The sequence below is a fragment of the Microbulbifer maximicatervae (SeqCode) genome (genome assembly GCF_052468095.1).
The window spans coordinates 969,827-984,735 of record NZ_CP174332.1 but is presented as its reverse complement, the minus strand read 5'-3'; the positions used below and the strand labels follow the sequence as shown (position 1 = coordinate 984,735).

Below are 14,909 nucleotides of genomic sequence, written 5' to 3'. Positions count from 1 at the left end.
TATCTATTTATCGAATTTTCAGTGTTGCCAAACCAGCTAAGACCAGAATGACGGTAATAATCCAAAAGCGCACAATGACTCGAGGCTCCGGCCACCCTTTTAACTCAAAGTGGTGGTGCAGAGGCGCCATACGAAAAATTCTCTTCCCCGTTAATTTAAAGGATGCCACCTGCAAAATTACGGAAACCGTTTCCATCACAAACACGCCGCCCATGATGAACAGAATAATTTCATGACGGGTAATTACCGCAATAATTCCCAGCGCCGCCCCCAGAGCCAGAGCGCCCACGTCCCCCATAAACACCTGGGCCGGATAAGTGTTAAACCATAAGAATCCGAGTCCGGCACCACCGAGGGCAGCGCAGAACACCGCCAACTCCCCGGCTCCTGGAATTGCGGGAATATGCAGGTAGTCAGCAAACTCCATATGGCCGGATAGATAAGCAATCACCCCAAGTGCTCCACCCACCATCACAGTAGGCATAATCGCCAAGCCATCGAGGCCATCAGTCAGGTTAACCGCATTACTGGAGCCAACAACAACAAAATAGGTCAGCAATATAAAAGATACCGGTCCCAGGTTTATCGCAACATCTTTAAAAAAGGGAACAAAAAACTGGGTCTCTGCCGGGCTTGAAGCACTCATATACAGATAAATAGCTGCACCCAACCCGGCAACGGATTGCCAAAAATATTTCCAGCGAGCAATAAGGCCACGGGGATTTTTGTAAACGACTTTTTTATAGTCATCCACGAAGCCCACAGCACCGAAAACAAAGGTAACTAATAAAGTAACCCACACGTAACGATTGCTGAGATCAGACCAGAGTAGGGCTGAGGCAAAAATTGAGGCGAGAATCAAGGTGCCGCCCATAGTCGGGGTGCCAGATTTACTCAAATGGCTTTGCGGACCATCATCGCGAACAGCCTGTCCCACCTGTAAATGATTCAACCAATGAATCATGCGCGGCCCCACAAGTAGTGAAATACCCAGAGCCGTCAACGCAGCAAGAATTGCGCGCACTGTCAGGTAGTTAAATACCGAAAAACCGCTGACATGTTGTTGTAATAGCTCCGCTAGCCAAAGCAGCATTACTTCTCCCCTCTGCTATTGCCAAGCAGTGCCTGCGCTACCAATTCCATACGGGCGCTGCGTGATCCTTTAACCAAAACTGTGGTTTGTTCATCCAATTGTTGAGTGAGAGCAGTAACCAGGGGTTCTCTCTCGCGATAATTGCGCAGCGACTCTTGCCTCCCCGCAGAAAAGGCCATGCTGGCGGCAGTACCCAGCGGCCCCAATGTAAACAGCGCATCCAAGCCCCGCTCTCGTGCCAAAGCTCCAACGCTTCTATGCATTTCCTCCGCGTCCGGCCCCAACTCGGCCATATCCCCCAGCACCAGGATTTTTTTACCTGAACGCTGTGACAGCAATTCAATGGCCGCACCTACTGAACCCGGGTTCGCGTTGTAACTGTCATCAATAACGGTTGCACCGGCTATACCTGCCTGCTCCTGCAAGCGCCCAGCAACCCCGGTCACCGTGTTAAGTCCGCTGATAATTTCAACCACAGGTATTCCCGCAGCAAAAGCACAACCAGCAGCAACCAGAGCGTTGTGAACGTTGTGCTCACCAAGCAATTTCAGGCTAACAGGGTGGGCAACGCCTTCAATTACCAAGTCAAATGAAGGGCAACCATTAGGATTCAATACAATATTATCCGCATGGATAGCACACTCATTAGATAAGCCAACACCCAGAGTCTTTACCCCTTCGGGCATATTCTCCAACCAGTAATTCGCATAGCCATCATCGGTATTGATCACCGCCGTCGCCGATACATCCAAACTGGTATAAATTTGGCCCTTGGCTTTTGCGATAGCATCAACAGAACCAAAGCCCTCGACATGCGCTGGCATTACGTTATTTACCGCCGTCACCTGCGGCTTGCCGATACCACACAGGTAGCCAATATCGTCAGGGCCGTTAGCTCCCATTTCGAGAATCAACACATCGTGTTGCACTGTCAGCCCAAACAAAGTCATAGGTAAACCGAACTGGTTGTTCAGGTTTCCCTCGGTTACACAGGGTGTATGACTCTGGGAAAAAATTGCAGACAGCATCTCCTTAACGGTGGTTTTTCCGCAGGACCCTGTGATCGCCACAACCGGACCGTCAAACTGCTCACGGCACAGTAAGCCAATTTGTCCTAATGCGGCCGTCGTATCTTCAACGCGCCACTGCGGTAAACTGCAACTGGGTACTTCACGATCGACGACCAACCCCAATACCTGGCCATCCAGCTCACCGACAAAGTCGTGAGCATCAAAATTTTCGCCAACCAGAGCAACAAATAAAGATTTGGGGTCCAGCTTGCGGGTATCCGTACAAACCAGTTCAAACTCCACAGAGCCATTGATTAACTCACCACCAAAACGGCTTTGCAGTTGCTGCAACGTAAGGGAATTAATCACCTTGGCTCTCCTTGTCTTCACTTGACTGGCCCGGTTCATCCACGCGGGCTTTGAGAGCTGCAGCAGCTTGCTCACGATCGCAGAAGTGAATTTTTTCACTGCCGATAATTTGGTAATTCTCGTGCCCTTTACCGGCGATCAATACAATATCCCCCGGTTGCGCTGCAGATACCGCCTGAGATATCGCTGTCGCGCGATCAATTTCAACTTCGATATTACTGGCAGCCCCTTCGAGAATATCGTCGATAATTTTTTGTGGTTCCTCGCTGCGCGGATTATCGCTAGTCACAATGGCACGGTCCGCCATCTCGGAGGCAATACGCCCCATCGCCGCACGCTTACCCGTATCCCGGTCACCGCCACAACCAAAAACACACCACAAATTACCGCGACAGTAAGGGCGCGCTGCTGCTAAAGCCGCGCGAAGAGCATCTGGTGTATGGGCATAATCCACCAATACACCCACATCATCGGAACCCTCAACCAGGACACGCTCCATACGCCCCGGCACCGCTTTAATAGTGGGGAAAGCGGCAAGAATATCTTCAAAAGGCATGCCCTCTGCCGCTGCAGCAGCTACCACAGCCAGAGCATTGTGAATATTGAAATCGCCGATTAAGGGTGCGTGCAGTTCACCGCTGCCCCAGGGGGAATTAAGCTTTACAGAAAAACCGCGCTCATGGCGACGCAGGTCAGCAACATATAAATCACCCGCCTGCAGCCCATAAGTAATAACGCGCAGGCCACGCAATTTGCAGCGCTCTGCCAACTGGGCGCCAAACGGATCATCCAGGTTAATGACTCCTCGCTTCAATTTTGGCAGTCCGAAAAGTTTCTCTTTGGCTGCGCCGTAAGCGGCCATATTGCCGTGATAATCCAAATGATCGCGGCTCAAATTGGTAAAAATTGCCGTATCAAAAATCAGCCCATGCACACGTCCCTGAGAAAGGGAATGCGAAGAAACTTCCATTGCGGCAGCGGCAACGCCACTATCGCGATAATTTGCAAAGTCCGCTTGTAAACTCACCGGGTCAGGCGTTGTTAAACCCGTTTCCTGCAATTCGATTTGGTTATCTTTCCAGACACCATTACCAATGGTGCCTATCAATGCTGCACTGCCAAAGTGGCGAGCCAGTAATTGGGAAGTCAAATAGGCGCAAGTGGTTTTACCGTTGGTGCCAGTCACTCCAACCAAGTGCATTTCACCACTGGGATTACCGTGGAAGCGCGCGGCAATTTCCCCTACCCGCTTTGCCAGACCGGGAACACTGACCACCTGGATATCACCACGGCTTTTACATTCCAACTTGTCGCCGTCGGCAAGCACTACCGCAGCACCTGCAGTAATTGCCGCATCGATAAATTCCCGACCATCGACCACAGAACCGCGCAAGGCCATAAATGCATCGCCCGCTTTTATCTTGCGGCTATCCAGGGCAATACCAGTGACAGAAATATCGGGAATACCGGCGTAACCCGGCACTAATTCTTTGATAGAAACAGAATGTTTTTCGCGCTGACTCACGATTTTGAACCCCTCTCGCTTAACTGCGCGGCCAATTGCCCCTCCGCCGATTCAATTTTTTCCGGCGGAACCTGCAACAGGCGCATAGCACCAGTCATCACCGCACCGAATACCGGTGCAGCAACTTCACCACCGTAATATTTGGCGTGACTGGGATCATCAATAACAACTACCGCGGCAAGGCGCGGATTATCAGCGGGAATAAAGCCCGCAAATACTGAGCGATAGCGATTATCCGCATAGCCACTACTGCCAACTTTGTGCACAGTACCGGTCTTGCCGGCGACACGATAACCTTCTACAGCGGCAAGGCGTCCGGTACCCTTAGCACCAATCACCGTCTCCAACATCGCAGTAACCTGCCCGGCCAAGGATTGCTCAATAACCTGCTCAGGCTCGCCCGGAACTTTGTTACCGGATAAAACCAGGGAAACAGGACGCTTAACCCCTTCATTCGCCAGTACGCTGTAGGCTTGTGCCAGTTGCACAGCGTTAACTGTTAAACCGTAGCCGAAGGCGAAATTAGCCCGCTCGATTGGGTGCCAGCGGCTGCGACTGGGCAAGATCCCCTGTGCTTCACCGGGGAAGCCGCTGCCCACTGCCTCGCCCAGACCCAAGCGATAAAAGAGTCCCCGCAGAGAATTTGGTTCCAAATCGAGAGCAATTTTTGTAATTCCCACCTGGCTCGACTTGGTAATAATCTTGGTGAGGTCTATTTTTCCGTAATTAACCGGATCCACCAGGGTTTTTCCCGGAACGCGAATATATCCAGGGCTGGTGTTAATTTCTGTTCTTGGGGTGTAGCGCCCGGTTTCCAAAGCCGCCAATACCGTTAAGGGTTTCACTGTAGAACCCGGCTCAAACTGGTCGATCAGCGCACGGTTGCGCATAGCCGCCGATTTAACCCCTTTGCGATCATTGGGATTAAATGAAGGCTGGTTGGCCATGGCCAACACATCGCCACTGTGAGTATCGAGAATCACCATAAAGCCGGAAGCGGCGCCGTTTTCCGACACCGCCCGCTTTAATTCCCGGTAAGCCAAATATTGCAGGCGCATATCGATAGACAAACGCAGATCCCTGCCCGGTTGCGCTTCCTGACGAATTGCCAAATCCCTTACCGTGCGCCCTTTCAGATCTTTAATTACCTGACGTGATCCCGGCTGTCCGGACAGCCAATCGTCGTAGGCCAATTCCATTCCTTCCTGGCCGCGATCATCGATATTGGTAAAACCGAGAAGTTGGGCTACGACCTCCCCGGCAGGATAGAAGCGCCGATACTCTTTTTTACTGAAAACACCTGTAATACCCAGGTCCAGCACTTTCTCAGCCTCTTCTGGAGACAAGTGCCGGCGCAGGTACATAAATTCTTTATTGCGGTATTTCTTCAGGCGAGTGCCAAGTTTGGATGACGGTAAATCCAGCGCGCGAGCCAGGCGCACTAAATTCGCATCGCTTATTTCACTCAACAGCTTGGGATTGGCCCACAGGCTGTGTACCGGTGTACTGACAGCGAGAAGCTCACCGTTTCGATCGACTATTGAGCCCCGATAGGCAGCAATCTCTTCGGTGCGCAAGGTGCGGGCCCGGCCCTGGTCTTGCAGGAAACGATATCCGCGCTCAGCAGCAGGCACTACCTGCAGTTTGGCCAAGTGGAACACAAGGGTAAGAGCGAGCAGGCACAGCAGGACCGCCACCAGCGCAAAGCGCCAGCGGGCTATACCCGGCTGAATATCCTTTTTTTTGACTGCGCCCATGTTTTCCCAGTTGGCGTTATCTATTTATTTTGCATCCCGGCTGAGCATGCCACTCTCCAGGGCCTGAACTCCAAAACTCAATTAACGCAAAATTCTTTATAATTATTTAAAGGCCAAAGCCCCCAAACGCAGAAACCCCACCGGGCAAGCAGTGGGGTACTTACGTCTTCATCCAAGGCGGTTAAAACTTAATCCGCCACTACCAATACCTGTTCCGAAGGTGCTGGCATATGCATTTTTAATTTTTCTCGAGCGACCTGTTCGACCCGGCTATAGGCAGACCAGGCACTTTTCTCCAAAAGGAGACGCTCCTGCTCATAGCGCAATTCATCGTGGGCTTTTTGTGCCTTACCGAGCTCAGCAGTTAACTCTCGGCTTTGTTGGGTGGTATGAATAACAGATAGCGACGACAGTATTACCGCTATCCACATTACCCCCACTCCAAGTAGAGCCTTGCCAGACATAAACTCAGCTTCCCGCCAGCTTTTCTGCCACCCGCATTACTGCACTGCGGGACCGCTGATTTTCATCCACTTCAACCGTGTTGGCTTTCACTGCCTTGCCCACCGAACGCAGTGACTTGGCTATCTGACTATCCATAACCGGAAGGCCACGAGGCAACTGGGGTCCGCGCTCTTTTTCCCGAATAAAACGCTTCACCATTCGGTCTTCAAGAGAGTGGAAACTGATAATCACCAGGCGCCCACCCGGTGCCAGCAACTGCAGGGATTTATCCAATGCACTCTGCAGATCATCCAACTCGCCATTAATATGGATACGAATAGCCTGAAAGACTCGGGTAGCAGGATGTTTACCTTTTTCCCAAGCCGGATTCGCCTCTTTCACAACCTCGGCAAAATCGAGGGTGCGCTCAAATGGTTTTTCCAGCCGGCGCTTTACAATGGCAGCGGCCATTCGACGGGCAAAACGCTCCTCGCCGTACTCTTTAAACACCCGGGCCATTTCGGCCTCAGCCTCAGTGTTGACCCACTCCGCTGCACTGATACCCCGACTGGTATCCATACGCATATCCAGGGGGCCATCCTGCATAAAACTGAAACCGCGCTCGGCCTGATCCAGTTGCGGCGAAGACACCCCCAGATCGAGCAATATTCCACTGACCTTACCGGCAGCTTGCCCGGCAGCCTTATCCATATCGGCAAAAGACCCATGCCAAATGGAAAAACGGGATTCACCGGCAAACCGCTGCTCTGCAAATTCAACAGCCTGGGGATCTTTATCCACCCCTACCAACTGGCCATTGGGCCCCAAGTGCTCAAGGATTGAGGCGCTGTGCCCTCCCCGGCCAAAGGTGCCATCGATATAAAACCCATCCGGCTCAGTCACCAGAGCGTCTACGGCCTCGCGTAACAACACACTGCGATGCAATTCTTGAGACACCCGGTACTCCCCTTATAAAGAGAGGGATGCCATTTCCTCAGGCATACCCTCTTCGTCTTCACTATCATCGAGCCAGGACATCCAGCGCTCCTCACTCCAGAGCTCCAGCTTTTTCCCCTGGCCCACTAACATCAATTTCTTTTCCAGCCCCGCGTACTCACGCAGAGTTGGCGGAATCAATACCCTGCCATTGCCATCCACCTGCAGCTCACAGGCATACCCGATCAGCAGGCGCTGAGCGCGCCGAGCCACTTTGTTAAAGCTGGGCAATGCTTCAATCTTCGGGAGAATTTGCTGCCACTGGGGCGACGGATACACCAACAAACAGCGTTCCTCTGTATGGGCAGTCACCACCAAGCACCCCGCACACTCATCCAACAGCCTATCGCGGACGCGTGCCGGTATTGCCAGACGCCCCTTGGCGTCCATATTGATTGCGTGGCTGCCCAAATACACGTTTAGTGGTTCTCGCTTTGGAGATCGCGCCTCTCGCGACTCACTCCCATATGGCAGGTCAATGGAGAAAGATGTTCGACTTTAACCTGGCGGTGTGAACACCCACTTACTTATCGCGAATAAACCACAAATTTCCACGATTTTCCACTTTTTCCCACTCTCGACACTATAAAACTGGTCGACACAAAGTCAAGGAATTCGACCCCAAAGTCCCCATAACCCCTTGTAAAATCGCGGCCTCCAGAGAAGTGGCGCATATTGGCACATTGAAACTAGTCGGAACAGCCCTATCTGGCACGATCGCCCCCTTAACAGTTAATCAATTTTTTTGCGCCAAGAAGAGGCTTTAGCCGAAATTAAACGAGAAGAAATAGGCGAACACAAAGAGGGCTACCGGAGCCGGGACCACCACATCAGGCAAACAAAAAAGCCCGGCGAATGCCGGGCTTTTGAAATTGTTGAGCTGGCCTGTAAGCCGGGTTCTGTCGAGGACAATCATTCATCTGGGATGCCTGTCACCAGACACCTCAAGCGACCTACCCGCCCTCAGTGCGGGTCACACCTATAGAGGGCCTATTTGGTCTTGCTCCGAACGGGGTTTACCATGCCGCGGACTGTTACCAGCCGCGCGGTGCGCTCTTACCGCACCCTTTCACCCTTACCTGTACTCCCAAAAAAGGAGCCATCGGCGGTCTACTCTCTGCTGCACTTTCCGTAGGCTCGCACCCCCCAGGCGTTACCTGGCGTTCCACCCTATGGAGCCCGGACTTTCCTCCATCGCACAAGACGACAGCGATTGCCCGGCCAGCTCGCGGCGAAGAGTAAAGAGGCGACAGACGGATTGCAACAGGCAATTGCAGCAATCAGTGCCTTATTTTTGCTCCAGGCTCCAGTTGTACAGGGCTTTCTTTTTCACTCCAGTAATTTCGGCAGCGATCGCCGCCGCTTTTTTCGGCGGTAACTCTGCCAGCAACAGTGACATCACACGCTGCGCCTCCCCATCCAGCTCACTGTCACGAGAGCGCTCCGCACCACGTACCATCAAAACAATCTCACCGCGCTGCTGATTGCTGTCAGCGCGGACCCACTCAACCAACTCTGCCAGAGGCATCAACTGAAAAGTTTCAAAGGCCTTGCTGACCTCGCGGGCTATCACCGCTTCGCGATTGCCGCCGAACACGGCCGCCATTGCCTCCAAAGTGTCGGCAACCCGGTGAGGGGCCTCGTAGAACACCAGGGTACGGGTATCACTGGCCAACTCCTGTAGGGCTCGCTCACGGGCACCGGACTTAGCCGGCAGGAATCCCTCGAAACTAAACTTGTCACTGGGGAGTCCGGCGGCGCTCAGTGCGGAGATAAAAGCACAAGCCCCCGGTATCGGGGAGACTTTGATTCCACGCTCCCGGGCTTCACGTACCAGGCGATAGCCGGGATCTGAGATCAGTGGGGTGCCCGCATCGGAAATCAGGGCAATGGTCTGGCCCTGCTCCAAACGCTGCAAAATCTGCTCTGTGCGCTTGTCATCCGAGTGATCGTGATATGCCATCAATGGCGTATCGATATTAAAATGGGAAAATAATCGCTGACTGTGACGTGTGTCCTCCGCCGCAACCAGATCGGCACATTGTAGAACTTCGATCGCTCGCGGTACCATATCGGCCAAATTACCAATGGGCGTAGCGACAATATAAAGCAGCGCCTGATCCGGCCCCATAGCTGTTCACTCCAAATATAAATATTGCGGGAGAAGATTATGTCCGCCTCTTCCCGGCGCACCTCTACTGTAATCACCAGAATGGCAGCTGCCTCACTGGCAGTCGCACTGGCTGCTTGCCAGACACCGGCTTCCCGGCCAAACGTTTACCAGCCGGATTATTCGGCCGGCCACACCGCAAGCCGCAGTGAAGCTGTACGTATGCTGCGCAGTGCCGACACCCTGCCGGCACCGGCGCGGGATCAACAGCGCCTGCAAGCGGCCGCTATTCTATACGAGCTGGGAGATAAAGAGACGGCAAAAGAGGCGGTAATCAAAATTACGCCCGAACAGCTGGACGACAACCTCTTCGCCAGCTATGCACAGGTCTATGGCAGCCTACTTGCCGCAGACGACGACTTCTTTGAGGCCCTCGACCTGGCAGCCTCTCCACGCCTGGAAAATGTGTGGCCGGAGTTACCACAGAAGACTGCCTTACCTCTACGCAGCCTGCGCGCTGACCTATGGGGACTTCTGGGAAATCTCGACAGCGCAATTAGTGAGCGGCGCGAAATCTCCTATATCGCCCAGTCCGACGAAGCGATCACAGAGAATAACAACGGCTTTTGGCATCTCTTGACCCAGCTGCCCTCCAGTGAATTGCAGGCTCGCGCCACCCAAAGTAATGACACCCAGATGCGCGCCTGGTATCAACTCGCCCTGCTGGGCCGCGACACCCAGACGGATATCAGCTCACAGCTGACCGCACTCAGCCGCTGGCGCGAGCGCTGGCCCGCCCATAGTGCCAATTCCCATCCGCCACAGGCATTGCAGCTGTTAGAGCGCTTGGCCGCCCAGCGGGCAGACCGCGTGGCGCTGCTCTTGCCACTGTCCGGCCCCCTGGGCAACGCCGGCAGGGCAATCCGGGATGGCTTTATGGCCGCCCACTACACCGCTCTGAATGCTGGCGGCGCAACTCCGAAAGTGATGGTTTACGACACCGGTTCCGATCAGCCATTTGAGGAAATTTACCAGAGCGCCGTAGATGCCGGTGCGCAGATGATTGTTGGCCCACTGGATAAGAGCAAGGTAGCCAACCTGCTTGCCACAGAAAAACTGCCAGTGCCTACTCTCGCCCTCAACTACGGCGATGAGGGGCGCCTGACCACAGACCTAGTCCAGTTTGGCCTGGCAATAGAAGATGAAGCGCGGCAAATTGCCCAGCACGCTTACCGGCAGGGCAAGCGACAGGCAATGGTCCTCACCGCTGACAATAGCTGGGGGCAGCGCGGCGCTGAAGCATTTGAAGAAGAGTGGCTGCGCCTCGGTGGCTCAGTTAGCATTCGCCGAACGTTTAAGGACAACAGCAAGTTCTCAGCCCTGGTCAGCGATGCCCTGTTAATTCCCGCCAGCAACGCGCGCAAGAAGGAATTGCAGAGTCGCCTGGCGGCAAAGCTGGAATTTACCCCCAGACGCCGTGACGATGTCGATATGGTATTCCTGGCAGCACAACCCCAGCAGGCGCGCCAGCTCAACCCCATGCTGACCTACTACTACGCCAGTGACCTGCCCGTATACGCTACCTCTCATGTCTTTGGTGGCAGCATCAACCGCAATCGCGACAGGGATATGAACGGTATTCGCTTTACCGCCCTGCCCTGGCTATTTGAAAGCAATCAAACCAAGCAGGATATCGAGGAGCAGGCGTCGCCCGTACCGGCTTTTGCCAGACTGTATGCCCTAGGTGCCGATGCCTTCCGCCTCTACCCGCGCTTGCCTATGTTGCGCCAATTCCCGGAACAGAAAGTACACGGTCTCACCGGCGCATTGAGCCTGAGCGCTGATGGCCGCATAGTGCGCGAACAAATGTGGGCGCGAATCGACAAAGGGGTGCCGGTGCCCATCACTACCGTCGAGCCCCAATTGCCGCAGCGGGAGCCAATCGAATTAAGTGGGAATCGTGAGGCTTTTTAAGGGCTCAAGCGGCACTGTCGGCAGCCAAATGGAGGCTGCCGCGGCCCGCTATTTGCAGCGCGCGGGGCTCACCTTACTGGAGCGCAATTATCGCAGTTCACACGGAGAGATAGACCTTATCGCCCGTGAAAGCGATACTGTCGTGTTCGTGGAGGTGCGCTTCCGCCGCAAGAGCCAGTTCGGCGGGGCCGCAGCCAGCGTGGATTCACGCAAGCAAGCTAAGCTATTGGCCACTGCCAGCCGCTATTTGCAGCAACATAAACTGGACTGTCCGTGCCGCTTCGATGTCCTGGCCATAGATGGCGATGCACAAAACATCCAGTGGATTAAAAGCGCCTTCGAAGCCTGAGGCAAAACCGAGATTTACCCTGTCAAGTTATGGTGAGTTCGAACTCACCTGAATTAAGGACACAATGGAACAGCGAGTCGTAACCCTTTTTCACCACAGCCTTGAAGCCACAATGAACGCTGGCGAGATACTGGCCCCGCTGATTGCAGAAGCCAGCGAAATGGTGGTGCATACACTCTTGGCAGAGAGCAAAGTCCTGCTCTGTGGCAATGGTGTCAGTGGCGCATTGGCGCAAAGTTTTAGCTCGCAACTGACCGGCGGCTTCCAGCGCGAACGCCCCGGCCTACCGGCTATGGCCCTCAACAGCGACGGCGTCTCCATGGGCACCGTTGCCTCGAACCACGGCGGTGCAGACACCTTCGCACACCCGGTTCGCGCCCTGGGGCAGCCCGGTGACCTTCTCGTAATTATCAGCAGCGATGGGCGCGACTCAAACCTGGTTCAGGCCATGCGTGCGGCTCGGGACCGGGATATGGGCATACTCGCACTGACCGGCGGTGATGGCGGCGACTGCGCCGCCCTGCTCGATACCCATGATATTGAACTACGGGTGCCATCCGATGTCGCAGCAGAGGTACACCAAGTACATCTTCTGACAATTTTTTGCCTGTGCGACCTAATCGACAGTAGTTTGTTTGGTGGCTACGAGGAATAAACGATGAACAACAAAAAGTTGACCCTGGGGAAATATCTCCTGGCTGCCCTTGCGGCAACCACCTTGTTAGCGGGATGCAGCACTGTATTGGAGGCCACCCATGACGGCCCCATACAACAGGACCCCGGCGAGCGATCTTTTGGTACCTATATTGATGACCAACGTATCGAGACGGTGACCACAGTCAATATCAACAAAGCTCACCCGGACCTGAAAACCTCGAATATCAATATCAATTCTTTTAATGGTGTTGTACTGCTCACCGGCCAGGTGCCCAGCCAAGAACTGCGCCTGCTTGCCGGACGCACGGCGGAACAAGTACAAAACGTTCGCCAGGTCTACAACGAAATTCAGGTGCGCGGTAAAGTCACTTTACTGGCTAGCACCAGCGATACCTGGCTAACCACCAAGGTGAAAAGCAACCTGTTTGCCAATAAGGAAGTAGACAGTGGTCGCATCAAAATCGTGACCGAGAATGGAGTTGTTTATTTGATGGGACTGCTAACTCCTGCCGAAGCGGAACGGGCAGCCGAAGTGACCCGCTCGGTAGGCGGGGTACAGAAGGTTGTAAAAGCAGTGGAATACATCAACTAATAGTTCCCTCACTACACAAACAAAAACGGAGGCAACTGCCTCCGTTTCCGTTAGCGCTCAAGTCTGTAACTTATACGCGCTCTATAGCAACCGCTGTAGCCTCACCGCCACCAATGCACAGGCTTGCCACGCCCTTCTTGGCATCGCGCTTTTCCATCGCTGCCAACAGGGTAACCAGGATACGGGCACCGCTAGCACCTAACGGGTGGCCGAGGGCACAGGCACCACCGTTAACATTGACCTTTTCCCAGGGCAAATCGAGCTCACGCATTGCAGCCATAGTCACTACCGCAAATGCTTCATTAATCTCGAATAGGTCCACATCCCCCGCAGACCAACCGGCATTTTCCAGCAGCTTGTGCATAGCGCCGACCGGAGCCGTAGTGAACCACTCGGGCTCACGGGCAAACTGGGATTGCCCCTTGAGAACAGCCAGAATTTTCAAGCTGCGCTTCTCAGCTTCACTTTTGCGCATCAACACCAGCGCCGCAGCACCGTCAGAAATAGAGCTTGAGTTCGCTGCAGTTACAGTGCCGTCTTTACGGAACGCCGGTTTTAGCTGAGGGATTTTGTCTGGACGGGCATTACCTGGGGCCTCATCGACGCTGACCTCAATCTCACCTTTGCGAGAGGCAATCGTCACCGGGGAGATTTCACGAGTAAAATCACCACCTTCAATCGCGGCCTGGGCACGCGCCAGAGATTCCAGGGCAAAAGCGTCCTGCTCTTCGCGGGTGAAATCGTACTTATCGGCAGTAGATTCGGCGAAAGTACCCATCAGCTTGCCATCTGCAGCATTTTCCAGGCCATCCAGGAACATGGAATCTTTGACCTCTCCATGACCGAGGCGCATACCAGAGCGGGCCTTGGCCAGCAGGTAGGGGGCATTGCTCATGCTTTCCATACCACCAGCAACGATAACCTTACCCTCACCCATCAGCAGGGCATCGCGGGCCATCATCACAGTCTTCATTCCGGAGCCACACACCTTGTTAACAGTGGTGCAAGGAGTGCCGACAGGGATGCCTGCACCCAGTGATGCCTGGCGTGCCGGAGCCTGACCGACACCTGCCGGGAGCACACAACCCATCAGCACTTCATCCACATCGGCAGGTGCCACACCCGCGTCCTCAAGGGCTGCGCGAATCGCCGCAGCACCCAACTGCGGGGCAGTGAGGGCTGAAAGGCTGCCCTGCATAGCGCCCATTGGCGTACGCGACATTCCGACAATCACTACAGGGTCCGAAGTTACATCACTCATTCTGGCTGCTCCAAGTTCTGTGCCGCCATCACTGTGGTGGCGGCAATTGTTTTAATGTCGCCGCATTATAGCCGAAGCCCCACCCCGCTCCGCCAGGGGTGCGGCCGGTGCGTATCAGTATCAGCCCATCGTGTTACTATTTACGCCACCAACAGGGATAAATAGGGGAGCGTTATGGGGTCTACGGGACTTATTGTGCTGACGGTGGTCATCGCACTGTTCTTTTTCATCATCAGTATCTTTAACAAACTGGTTTCACTGAAAAACCACAGCGAAAATGCTTTTGCGCAGATAGAGATACAGTTAAAGCGACGCCACGAACTGGTACCAAATCTGGTAGAGAGTGCCAGGGCATACCTGAATCACGAGAGGGAAACCCTGGAAGCGGTAATCAGTGCGCGTAATACCGCAATTTCAGACCTTAAATCTGCCGCTAAAAGCCCTACCAATCCGGCCGCTATCGATAAGCTCGGCCGCGCAGAAGGCCTTCTCAACAGCGCTCTGGGTCGCCTGAATATGGTGATTGAGGCCTACCCGGAACTGAAAGCCGACCAGACCCTTCGCGAACTCAACGAGGAGTTAAACAGCACCGAAAACCGCGTGGCATTTGCACGCCAAGCTTTTAACGACTGCGTCACCAGCTACAACATCTACAAACAGAGCTTCCCTCCAGTATTTCTGGCCGGCCTTTTTGGCCACAGAGCCAACGCCCAACTGCTTGAGTTCGCAGACTCAGAAACCTTTCAAGTCGCGCCACGTATCGAGTTTTAAA

14 protein-coding genes and 1 other RNA gene are annotated in these 14,909 nt (G+C 54.0%); 5 read left to right on the top strand and 10 right to left on the bottom strand.

Annotated features, from left to right (window positions below):
* Window positions 1-7: 7 nt before the first annotated feature.
* The 9 genes from mraY to rsmI all read right to left on the bottom strand — a co-directional run bounded on the left by mraY (window position 8) and on the right by rsmI (window position 9,325).
* Window positions 8-1,093, bottom strand: coding sequence for a phospho-N-acetylmuramoyl-pentapeptide-transferase (gene mraY, locus ACJJIL_RS04295; protein ID WP_444893034.1), 1,086 nt, complete (start codon window positions 1,091-1,093; stop codon window positions 8-10).
* The gene (locus ACJJIL_RS04290; RefSeq protein ID WP_445361269.1) at window positions 1,093-2,472 is read right to left on the bottom strand and encodes a UDP-N-acetylmuramoyl-tripeptide--D-alanyl-D-alanine ligase; all 1,380 of its coding nucleotides are present in this window, start codon (window positions 2,470-2,472) and stop codon (window positions 1,093-1,095) included. Before ACJJIL_RS04290 ends, mraY begins: the two co-directional genes overlap by 1 nt.
* Window positions 2,465-3,997 carry a UDP-N-acetylmuramoyl-L-alanyl-D-glutamate--2,6-diaminopimelate ligase gene (locus ACJJIL_RS04285; RefSeq protein WP_444917991.1) on the bottom strand — a complete coding sequence of 511 codons (1,533 nt, stop codon included), beginning with the start codon at window positions 3,995-3,997 and terminating at the stop codon, window positions 2,465-2,467. Before ACJJIL_RS04285 ends, ACJJIL_RS04290 begins: the two co-directional genes overlap by 8 nt.
* On the bottom strand, window positions 3,994-5,754 hold the full coding sequence (locus tag ACJJIL_RS04280; RefSeq protein ID WP_445361268.1) for a peptidoglycan D,D-transpeptidase FtsI family protein: 1,761 nt from the start codon (window positions 5,752-5,754) through the stop codon (window positions 3,994-3,996). Before ACJJIL_RS04280 ends, ACJJIL_RS04285 begins: the two co-directional genes overlap by 4 nt.
* A 188-nt stretch (window positions 5,755-5,942) precedes the next feature.
* Complete coding sequence (gene ftsL / locus ACJJIL_RS04275; RefSeq protein ID WP_413663017.1) at window positions 5,943-6,218, bottom strand: cell division protein FtsL; 276 nt, start codon at window positions 6,216-6,218, stop codon at window positions 5,943-5,945.
* 4 nt (window positions 6,219-6,222) lie between these two features.
* Entirely contained in the window at window positions 6,223-7,155 is a 933-nt protein-coding gene (gene rsmH, locus ACJJIL_RS04270; RefSeq protein ID WP_413663018.1) for a 16S rRNA (cytosine(1402)-N(4))-methyltransferase RsmH, read from the bottom strand.
* 12 nt (window positions 7,156-7,167) lie between these two features.
* Window positions 7,168-7,611, bottom strand: a complete 444-nt coding sequence (mraZ, locus tag ACJJIL_RS04265) for a division/cell wall cluster transcriptional repressor MraZ (protein ID WP_282933875.1) — start codon at window positions 7,609-7,611, stop codon at window positions 7,168-7,170.
* 455 nt (window positions 7,612-8,066) lie between these two features.
* Window positions 8,067-8,423, bottom strand: an RNA gene (gene rnpB, locus ACJJIL_RS04260) — RNase P RNA component class A.
* A gap of 59 nt (window positions 8,424-8,482) precedes the next feature.
* Window positions 8,483-9,325, bottom strand: coding sequence for a 16S rRNA (cytidine(1402)-2'-O)-methyltransferase (rsmI, locus tag ACJJIL_RS04255; protein ID WP_444925700.1), 843 nt, complete (start codon window positions 9,323-9,325; stop codon window positions 8,483-8,485).
* 39 nt (window positions 9,326-9,364) lie between these two features.
* Here rsmI and ACJJIL_RS04250 point away from each other — a divergent pair, with 39 nt between their 5' ends.
* From ACJJIL_RS04250 to ACJJIL_RS04235, 4 genes are all read left to right on the top strand, one after another.
* Window positions 9,365-11,278, top strand: a complete 1,914-nt coding sequence (locus ACJJIL_RS04250) for a penicillin-binding protein activator (protein WP_444893029.1) — start codon at window positions 9,365-9,367, stop codon at window positions 11,276-11,278.
* On the top strand, window positions 11,265-11,627 hold the full coding sequence (locus ACJJIL_RS04245) for a YraN family protein (RefSeq protein WP_413663021.1): 363 nt from the start codon (window positions 11,265-11,267) through the stop codon (window positions 11,625-11,627). The genes ACJJIL_RS04250 and ACJJIL_RS04245 overlap by 14 nt, the downstream gene beginning before the upstream one ends.
* A gap of 64 nt (window positions 11,628-11,691) precedes the next feature.
* Window positions 11,692-12,282 (top strand): SIS domain-containing protein, encoded by a 591-nt coding sequence (locus ACJJIL_RS04240; protein WP_108734203.1) that lies wholly within the window; start codon window positions 11,692-11,694, stop codon window positions 12,280-12,282.
* 3 nt (window positions 12,283-12,285) lie between these two features.
* Complete coding sequence (locus ACJJIL_RS04235) at window positions 12,286-12,876, top strand: BON domain-containing protein (protein ID WP_413663022.1); 591 nt, start codon at window positions 12,286-12,288, stop codon at window positions 12,874-12,876.
* Between the two features lie 70 nt (window positions 12,877-12,946).
* On the opposite strand, the gene ACJJIL_RS04230 is transcribed toward ACJJIL_RS04235, so the two are convergent.
* Entirely contained in the window at window positions 12,947-14,137 is a 1,191-nt protein-coding gene (locus ACJJIL_RS04230; protein ID WP_445361267.1) for an acetyl-CoA C-acyltransferase, read from the bottom strand.
* Window positions 14,138-14,311: 174 nt separating this feature from the next.
* Here ACJJIL_RS04230 and ACJJIL_RS04225 point away from each other — a divergent pair, with 174 nt between their 5' ends.
* Window positions 14,312-14,908 carry a LemA family protein gene (locus ACJJIL_RS04225; protein ID WP_445361266.1) on the top strand — a complete coding sequence of 199 codons (597 nt, stop codon included), beginning with the start codon at window positions 14,312-14,314 and terminating at the stop codon, window positions 14,906-14,908.
* Window position 14,909 lies beyond the last annotated feature (1 nt).

What these genes read in the sequence shown, in the direction of transcription:
- ACJJIL_RS04240 (WP_108734203.1), top strand. Translation starts at nt 11,692, where the DNA reads ATGGAACAGCGAGTCGTAACCCTTTTTCACCACAGCCTTGAAGCCACA.
- ACJJIL_RS04225 (WP_445361266.1), top strand. Translation starts at nt 14,312, where the DNA reads ATGGGGTCTACGGGACTTATTGTGCTGACGGTGGTCATCGCACTGTTC.
- ACJJIL_RS04235 (WP_413663022.1), top strand. Translation starts at nt 12,286, where the DNA reads ATGAACAACAAAAAGTTGACCCTGGGGAAATATCTCCTGGCTGCCCTT.
- ACJJIL_RS04230 (WP_445361267.1), bottom strand. Translation starts at nt 14,137, where the DNA reads ATGAGTGATGTAACTTCGGACCCTGTAGTGATTGTCGGAATGTCGCGT.
- ACJJIL_RS04250 (WP_444893029.1), top strand. Translation starts at nt 9,365, where the DNA reads ATGTCCGCCTCTTCCCGGCGCACCTCTACTGTAATCACCAGAATGGCA.
- rsmI (WP_444925700.1), bottom strand. Translation starts at nt 9,325, where the DNA reads ATGGGGCCGGATCAGGCGCTGCTTTATATTGTCGCTACGCCCATTGGT.
- mraY (WP_444893034.1), bottom strand. Translation starts at nt 1,093, where the DNA reads ATGCTGCTTTGGCTAGCGGAGCTATTACAACAACATGTCAGCGGTTTT.
- ACJJIL_RS04280 (WP_445361268.1), bottom strand. Translation starts at nt 5,754, where the DNA reads ATGGGCGCAGTCAAAAAAAAGGATATTCAGCCGGGTATAGCCCGCTGG.
- ftsL (WP_413663017.1), bottom strand. Translation starts at nt 6,218, where the DNA reads ATGTCTGGCAAGGCTCTACTTGGAGTGGGGGTAATGTGGATAGCGGTA.